Origin of the sequence: Collinsella aerofaciens (assembly GCF_015555045.1) — a bacterium.
GTDB lineage: Bacteria > Actinomycetota > Coriobacteriia > Coriobacteriales > Coriobacteriaceae > Collinsella > Collinsella aerofaciens_W.
In genome coordinates this window covers 1821-7462 of sequence record NZ_JADNJQ010000048.1, presented here as the reverse complement: position 1 = coordinate 7462, position 5642 = coordinate 1821, and the positions used below count along the sequence as shown (strand labels likewise).

7 protein-coding genes and 1 pseudogene are annotated in these 5642 nt (G+C 60.7%); all 8 read left to right on the top strand.

What is annotated here, in order from left to right; translation table 11 throughout:
- A pseudogene (locus tag I2E45_RS10150) lies at positions 1-189 on the top strand (SIS domain-containing protein); the annotation flags it as partial.
- A gap of 46 nt (positions 190-235) precedes the next feature.
- Complete coding sequence (locus tag I2E45_RS10145; RefSeq protein ID WP_035137739.1) at positions 236-655, top strand: PTS sugar transporter subunit IIA; 420 nt, start codon at positions 236-238, stop codon at positions 653-655.
- Between the two features lie 57 nt (positions 656-712).
- Positions 713-1195 (top strand): PTS sugar transporter subunit IIB, encoded by a 483-nt coding sequence (locus tag I2E45_RS10140; protein WP_099432286.1) that lies wholly within the window; start codon positions 713-715, stop codon positions 1193-1195.
- A 58-nt stretch (positions 1196-1253) separates the two neighbouring features.
- Positions 1254-2027: a PTS mannose/fructose/sorbose/N-acetylgalactosamine transporter subunit IIC gene (locus I2E45_RS10135; protein ID WP_195445972.1), complete on the top strand. Its 774-nt coding sequence runs from the start codon at positions 1254-1256 to the stop codon at positions 2025-2027.
- Positions 2008-2841, top strand: a complete 834-nt coding sequence (locus I2E45_RS10130) for a PTS system mannose/fructose/sorbose family transporter subunit IID (RefSeq protein ID WP_195445970.1) — start codon at positions 2008-2010, stop codon at positions 2839-2841. Before I2E45_RS10135 ends, I2E45_RS10130 begins: the two co-directional genes overlap by 20 nt.
- 88 nt (positions 2842-2929) lie before the next feature.
- On the top strand, positions 2930-3820 hold the full coding sequence (locus tag I2E45_RS10125) for a DMT family transporter (protein WP_232219764.1): 891 nt from the start codon (positions 2930-2932) through the stop codon (positions 3818-3820).
- Between the two features lie 225 nt (positions 3821-4045).
- Entirely contained in the window at positions 4046-4819 is a 774-nt protein-coding gene (locus I2E45_RS10120) for a PTS mannose/fructose/sorbose/N-acetylgalactosamine transporter subunit IIC (protein WP_195445971.1), read from the top strand.
- Positions 4800-5633, top strand: coding sequence for a PTS system mannose/fructose/sorbose family transporter subunit IID (locus I2E45_RS10115; RefSeq protein WP_195445970.1), 834 nt, complete (start codon positions 4800-4802; stop codon positions 5631-5633). Before I2E45_RS10120 ends, I2E45_RS10115 begins: the two co-directional genes overlap by 20 nt.
- The last annotated feature ends 9 nt before the right edge of the window (positions 5634-5642 follow it).

Here is a 5642-nt window from a genome sequence, read left to right as displayed (position 1 = left end):
GGCGACACCGACATCAACATCATCGACACCGCCGAGTTCGCGATCCCCGGCCTTGACGACGAGTTCCGCGTCATCGTGTCTCCGTGGATTCTGACGGTGCTCGTTACCGACCGCCTGGCTCGCTACTACGAGACGGTCACCAAGCACAACCTCAAGTATCGTCGCTACTATCACCAGTTCGACTACTAAAGAAAACGGGTGCGGGAACGTGCCGGGCTATTGAGAGGAACACAGAATGAGACAGTACATCATCGCCAGCCATGCGCACTTCGCTACCGGCATCAAGGAGAGCGTCGAGCTGCTCTCGGGCGCTCGCGACAACGTCCACGATCTTTCGATGTTCGTCGATGGCCGCATGGACGTGGCCGAGGAGGCCCAAAAACTGCTGGCAGGCATGTCTGCTGACGATGATGTCGTTGTCTGCACCGACCTCTTTGGCGGCAGCGTCAACAACGAGTTTACCAAGATCGTCCAGACGCGTCCCCGCACGTACCTCGTTACCAACATGAACCTTCCTCTCCTCATCCAGTTGCTGTTCTCTGACGAGTCGGCGCCGGTTGAGGAGACGATTCGCGCCATCGTCGCTGCGGACGATACGCGCGTGAAGTTTGTCAACGATCTTTTGGTCGATGACGACGAGGAAGAAGAGTTCTAATCCGCAGCACCTACTGACACGCCGTAAGACGGCACAAGACCTTTGGGGGGTCACATTATGATTCAGCTACTTCGCGTTGACCATCGCCTGCTTCATGGCCAGGTCGCAGTTTCCTGGGTTCAGGGCCTTGGCTCCAACTGCATCTTCTGCGTGGGCGATAAGGTCGCTAACGACCCGGTGTGGAAGACGACGCTCAAGATGGGCAAGCCTGCCGGCTGCAAGCTCGTCATCAAAGATATGGAGCATGCAATCGAAGCTATCAACTCGGGCGTGACCGACAAGTACAAGATGATCATCTGTGTCGCCACTATTGCTGAGGCAAAGCAGCTTGTTGAGGGCTGCCCGCAGATCAAGTCGGTCAACCTGGGCAACACCAAGCCCAAGGACGAGAAGCGTCCCGATGCTCGTCAGGTCTCTCGTCAGATCTTCCTGACCGCGGCCGAGGAAGCCGATGTGCGCGAGATGCTGGATCGTGGCGTTGAGGTCGAGATTCGACCCCTGGCCGATGACCCCAAGGTTGACTGCGCCAGCGTGCTCTAGGCGTTCAATTTCGAAGAGTCTGAGCTCTTCGTAGCGTCCTATTAGGAAAGGGGGATATATGCTTACCCAAGCAATCCTCATCGGACTTATCGCCGCATTTGGTAAGTTCGACTGCCAGCTCGGTACGCTCTATGCGTTCCGCCCCATCGTCCTGTGCCCGCTCGTGGGCCTGGTGCTGGGGGACCTGCAGTCCGGCCTCGCGATCGGCGCCAGCCTGGAGCTGCTGTTCATGGGCTCGATCTCCATCGGCGCCTACGTGCCGCCTGATGAGACGATCGGCGGCGTGCTCGCCTGCGCCTTCGCTATCCAGCTGGGCCAGAGCACCGAGGCAGCCATCGCGCTTGCCATGCCCATCGCCACGCTGTGCCTTGCCATCAAGAACATCCTCAACGCCGCCCTGCCGATCCTGGTTGACCGCGCTGATGTCTTCTCCGGCCAGGGCAACCTTAAGGGTGTCTATGCGATGCACTTCCTGATCGGTTTGACCGGTATCATCATGGCGTTCCTGCTGTGCTCGCTGTCGTTCTATCTGGGTGCTGACGCCATCCAGGGCATGCTCGACTTCATCCCGCCCTTTGTCCTTGCTGGCTTTGGCGTTGCCGCCAACATCCTGCCTGCCATGGGCTTCGCCATGCTCGGCCGCCTGGTGCTCACCAAGCAGCTCGTGCCCTTCTACTTCCTGGGCTTCCTGCTGTGCTCCTACGCCAACGTGCCCGTCCTGGGCGTCGCCCTGATCGCCATCATCATCGGCATCGACAAGTTCGACCTGCTCGGCCTGGGCGGAGCCCAGCCCCAGCTCTCCGCGGAAGGGGATGAGGACGATGACTTCTAGTCCCGAGAACAAGATCACGCGCTCCGACCTCGTCAAGAGCGCCGTCAACGTCGGCGCCCTGGGCATGGAGTTCTCCTGGACCTACTACAAGCAGATGAACATCGCCTTCTGCCTGATGGTCGCCAACATGCTCAAGAAGATCTACGCCGGCCGCCCCGACGACTACGCCGAGGCCCTGCACCGCCACTGCGCGTTCTTCAACATCACCGTCCAGTTCGCCCCGTTCGTCGGCGGCATCGCGATGGCCATGGAGGAGAAGGTCGCCCGCGGCGAGATCGAGCCCGAGAGCGTCAACGACGTCAAGGCCGCCCTCATGGGCCCGCTGTCCGGCATCGGCGACTCCATCTTCCTGTCGACGCTGCGCGTGGTCGCCGCCGCGGTGGGCATCAGCCTGTGCCAGGCCGGCAACCCCTTCGGCCCCATCGCCTTCCTGCTCATCTACAACGTCCCCGGCTTCGCGCTGCGCGTCTGGGGCGCCGTCAAGGGCTACGAGCTGGGCGTGGGCTTCCTGGACGAGGCCCAGAGGACCGGCCTCATGCAGAAGATCATGACCTGCGTGGGCATCGTGGGCGTCATGGTCGTGGGCGCCATGTGCAAGGACATGTTCTGGGCCAGCATCCCGGTGGCCATCGGCTCGGGCGAGGACGCCCAGACCCTCCAGGACATCCTGGACGGCATCATGCCCGGCATGCTCGGCATGATCGCCTTCTGGCTGTACTACTGGCTGCTGTCCAAGAAGATCAACCCCATGGTGCTGATCGTGGCCACCATGGCCGTGGGCATCATCGGCGCGTTCTTCGGCGTGCTGGCGTAAGGGCCCGGCCTATTATCTGCCCCCAAGGGAAACGGCGACCCATTGCGGTCGCCGTTTTTTATTACCGAAAGCTAGTTGGAGGTGCTTCGTGATTCGATCTGACAATCCACCCGATAATGGCGTGAGCGGGGCGATGTATCTATTTGGCACGGCGCTCTTGTGGAGTTTTATCGGCATCCTCGTTCGCGCCAATTCGCAGTCAGCTCTTTTGATCGGTGCCGTCACGGCAATATTTATGGCGCTCTTTATCCTGCTCGTCGGCAGGCCCGTCCTTCGCGTCAGCCGTCTTATTGTCCTTGTGGCCGTCTGCAACTTCGTGACGGGCACCACGTTTAACTTTGCCAACCAGCTCACGACGGTCGGCAACGCGATCGTCCTGCAGTACACCTCGATGATTTTCGTTATCGTGTATCAATCGCTCGCAGCTCGCACATTGCCCTCGCCTGCGAAGATTGCCTCCGTGGTGGTTGCTTTTACGGGTATGGGACTTTTCTTTTTAGGCGATTTGAGTGCCGAGGGCATGCTCGGCAACCTGCTTGCCGTCATTTCGGGCGCCACCTTTGGGCTGTGTTTCTTTTTGAACTCTCGCCCCGATGCGTCGCCCATGGTGTCCTCGCTCATCTCCTGCGGTATCTCGATGCTGCCGATCGTCTATTTTGCTGGCGCCCTAGACTCCGTGAGACCATTTGAGTGGGGGCTCATGCTGGTGCATGGCCTTTTTTGCAGTGGCCTTGCGAGCGTGCTATATGCCAAGGGGATTGCGCGCACTAACGCGTTTGCGGCCAACTTGGTTTGCATGAGCGAGGTCGTGCTCGCTCCCTGCTGGTCGGCGCTCCTCTTTGGCGAGGTCTTTCGCTGGAACGAGTTTTTGGGCGCGGCGATTATCGTTTTGGTGATTGTAGGCAACTTGGCATACGATGCCTTTGGCGATGGCTTTCTGGTGGCGCTTGTCCGCCATCGAAACAAAGAGCGCGCCTGATGGGATACGTCTGCCGTTTACGGTAAAAAACACCCCGCTGAGCGAGTGGTATTAAATAGTGAGGACCTGCATACCTATAATTGGTATCAAATCATTTGTGCCTGGCATGGGTGTTAGCAGCACACCAGGTACGCTTCGAGCCGTGGAATCGAACTCCCGGAATTGATATCAACAACGCGCGCGACGGGAGTGACGACGGTTCGAGATTCCTTATTGGGAGGAATTATGCTTGTCCAAGCAATCCTCGTCGGCTTAGTCGGAGCGTTTGGATGTCTCGACTACCAGCTCGGCACCCTCTACGCGTTCCGCCCCATCGTCCTGTGCCCGCTCGTGGGCCTGGTGCTGGGGGACCTGCAGACCGGCCTTGCCGTTGGCGCCAGCCTGGAGTTGCTGTTCATGGGCTCGATCTCCATCGGCGCCTACGTACCGCCTAACGAAACCGTCGGCGGCGTGCTCGCCTGCGCGTTTGCCATTCAGCTCGGTCAGGGTACCGAGACGGCCATCGCGCTCGCCATGCCTATCGCCGTCCTTTCGCTGACGATCGGCAACATTACCAATGCCTTGTTCCCTGTGTTTGTCGATATGGCAGACAAGTTCGCCCTCAAGGGAAACCTCAAAGGCATCTACGCCGTTCATTGGGGAATTGGAATCTGGGGCTGCGTCGAGTACTTCCTGCTGTGCGGCGGCGCCTTCTATTTGGGTTCCGACGCCATCCAGGGCCTGCTCGACTTCATCCCGCCCTTCATCATCGACGGTTGCGGCGTTGCCGCCAACATCCTGCCTGCCATGGGCTTCGCCATGCTCGGCCGCCTGGTGCTCACCAAGCAGCTCGTGCCCTTCTACTTCCTGGGCTTCCTGCTGTGCTCCTACGCCAACGTGCCCGTCCTGGGCGTCGCCCTGATCGCCATCATCATCGGCATCGACAAGTTCGACCTGCTCGGCCTGGGCGGAGCCCAGCCCCAGCTCTCCGCGGAAGGGGATGAGGACGATGACTTCTAGTCCCGAGAACAAGATCACGCGCTCCGACCTCGTCAAGAGCGCCGTCAACGTCGGCGCCCTGGGCATGGAGTTCTCCTGGACCTACTACAAGCAGATGAACATCGCCTTCTGCCTGATGGTCGCCAACATGCTCAAGAAGATCTACGCCGGCCGCCCCGACGACTACGCCGAGGCCCTGCACCGCCACTGCGCGTTCTTCAACATCACCGTCCAGTTCGCCCCGTTCGTCGGCGGCATCGCGATGGCCATGGAGGAGAAGGTCGCCCGCGGCGAGATCGAGCCCGAGAGCGTCAACGACGTCAAGGCCGCCCTCATGGGCCCGCTGTCCGGCATCGGCGACTCCATCTTCCTGTCGACGCTGCGCGTGGTCGCCGCCGCGGTGGGCATCAGCCTGTGCCAGGCCGGCAACCCCTTCGGCCCCATCGCCTTCCTGCTCATCTACAACGTCCCCGGCTTCGCGCTGCGCGTCTGGGGCGCCGTCAAGGGCTACGAGCTGGGCGTGGGCTTCCTGGACGAGGCCCAGAGGACCGGCCTCATGCAGAAGATCATGACCTGCGTGGGCATCGTGGGCGTCATGGTCGTGGGCGCCATGTGCAAGGACATGTTCTGGGCCAGCATCCCGGTGGCCATCGGCTCGGGCGAGGACGCCCAGACCCTCCAGGACATCCTGGACGGCATCATGCCCGGCATGCTCGGCATGATCGCCTTCTGGCTGTACTACTGGCTGCTGTCCAAGAAGATCAACCCCATGGTGCTGATCGTGGCCACCATGGCCGTGGGCATCATCGGCGCGTTCTTCGGCGTGCTGGCGTAAGGGCCCGGC

What these genes read in the sequence shown, in the direction of transcription:
- I2E45_RS10115 (WP_195445970.1), top strand. Translation starts at nt 4,800, where the DNA reads ATGAGGACGATGACTTCTAGTCCCGAGAACAAGATCACGCGCTCCGAC.
- I2E45_RS10145 (WP_035137739.1), top strand. Translation starts at nt 236, where the DNA reads ATGAGACAGTACATCATCGCCAGCCATGCGCACTTCGCTACCGGCATC.
- I2E45_RS10135 (WP_195445972.1), top strand. Translation starts at nt 1,254, where the DNA reads ATGCTTACCCAAGCAATCCTCATCGGACTTATCGCCGCATTTGGTAAG.
- I2E45_RS10120 (WP_195445971.1), top strand. Translation starts at nt 4,046, where the DNA reads ATGCTTGTCCAAGCAATCCTCGTCGGCTTAGTCGGAGCGTTTGGATGT.
- I2E45_RS10130 (WP_195445970.1), top strand. Translation starts at nt 2,008, where the DNA reads ATGAGGACGATGACTTCTAGTCCCGAGAACAAGATCACGCGCTCCGAC.
- I2E45_RS10140 (WP_099432286.1), top strand. Translation starts at nt 713, where the DNA reads ATGATTCAGCTACTTCGCGTTGACCATCGCCTGCTTCATGGCCAGGTC.